General features: G+C 58.4%; 1 protein-coding gene. It reads right to left on the bottom strand.

The window, feature by feature from the left end:
* Positions 1-25 precede the first annotated feature (25 nt).
* Positions 26-1,516, bottom strand: coding sequence for an IS5 family transposase (locus tag N0M98_RS33595; RefSeq protein ID WP_122953404.1), 1,491 nt, complete (start codon positions 1,514-1,516; stop codon positions 26-28).
* Positions 1,517-1,640 lie beyond the last annotated feature (124 nt).

Here is a 1,640-nt window from a genome sequence, read left to right as displayed (position 1 = left end):
TAGGGCTTGCTGAACGGGTCGCAATTTACGGCATCACGGGTAAGCGGAATGAGAGGGTCGACCAGAGCCATTGCAAAAAAGGCAAAAAGAGAACCCGGAGTCTCTTTTCGAGGTTCATGACTAGCAGTTGCAGCCCGATCACGGTCTCGCTCGTCGTCTGAAGACGCGCTCGAATACGGCCAAGCCCGTAGCTACGCTTGCCTTCACCGAACTTGCCTTCCACCGCGTTGCGCGCGGCTGCATCCGCCTTGGCGAGTCTCTTCTGCTCCTGCTGATCGGCGGACGGACGCCCCAGTAGCGGGCCGCTCAGCCGGATTCCCTTCTCCTTGCAGAAGCGAAGGTTCTCGCGCGTGCGGTAAATCTGGTCGGCCAGCACCGCTTTCGGATAATAGCCGAACCTGGCGCGGTAGCGTTCCACTGCGGCCTGCAGCGTCTGGCCTTCGTTGTAGCTGTCCCAGGACAGATGCTCTCGGAATGCGTAGCCGTTCACCAAACTGATCGCCAGCTTCGCACCGAACTCGACGTTCGCGCGGGCTTTGCCGCGCACGATCGGCCTTACGTGCGGCTGCGCGATACTGACGATCCGATCGGGTACGCTATGCGTTCGCTTTTCGTACATCGCTTGTTGCTGGCGATAGAGCTCCTGAATGACCAGCAGTTCCTTGTACATGCGGCCAGGCAGCCGCGTCAGGTTGCTCGTCGTCTCAGCAAGTTCGGCGATGATACGCAGATCGCGGGAGACGAACCGCAACTGTTTGCCGATGGCCTTGCGCATGGTGCGCGGCTTCACGCGCCGCTGCTTGGCTACCGCCAGATAGGCTTTGCGGGCACGCTCCCGGTAGGTTCTTGGCTTGCGAGTCTTTCCGCGCTGCGGCTCATGCAGGACGTCGATGATCTTCTCCAGCTTTTCTCTGGCCTGATTCAGCAGCGACAGATCCGTCGGGTAGGCGATATCCGCCGGTGCGCAGGTGGCGTCCAGCAGCAGTTCGCCCTCGTTCGTCAGTTCCATCTGCCGAAGCTGGGGTTCTGTCGACTCGTCGGATACTGCGGCAGCTCCGCTGCCGGGTTCATCATCGTCGTGGTCCGAGGCGTCCAATTCGTTTGCCTTGCGTGCTTCTTCCAGCGCGATCCATTCATTCACTTCCTCCAGAATCTCGCCGCCCAGCCGCTTGCGAAAGTGGGTCATGAGCGAATGATGAAACGGACGGCGGTACTGGTATTCCGGCAAGCCGAGGAAGTACTGCAGATACGGGTTCTCCAGAATCTGCCGAAGCGTCTCGCGGTCGTCGGTGCCCAGCCGTTCCTGGATAATGAGAGCGCCAAGTGCGACGCGGATCGATACGGCCTTTTGACCCTTGAGGCTCTTCTTGAAGTTCTTGGCGTACTTCTCTTCGAGCTTCCACCACGGAATCATCTGGGCGAGTAGCACCCAACGGTTATCTTCGGCGAGTTTTCCGCCGAATGGCAGGAAGAAGTCGCCTGGCAGGATCATCTGGCTTTCGGTTCGCTGATACAATTCGGACGCCTCCAAGTGCAAGGTTTTTCACGGGTTAGCCTTCGTTTTCCTTGCACCTAAATTCGACAAAAGAGGCGCCAAACCCTTGTTACTGTTGAATTTTTGATTTGTTCAGCAAGCCCTA

Source organism: Paenibacillus doosanensis (genome assembly GCF_025060755.1).
Lineage (GTDB): Bacteria > Bacillota > Bacilli > Paenibacillales > NBRC-103111 > Paenibacillus_S > Paenibacillus_S doosanensis.
Note: the sequence above shows the minus strand (reverse complement) of the source record. Positions and strands in the feature narration are given on the sequence as shown.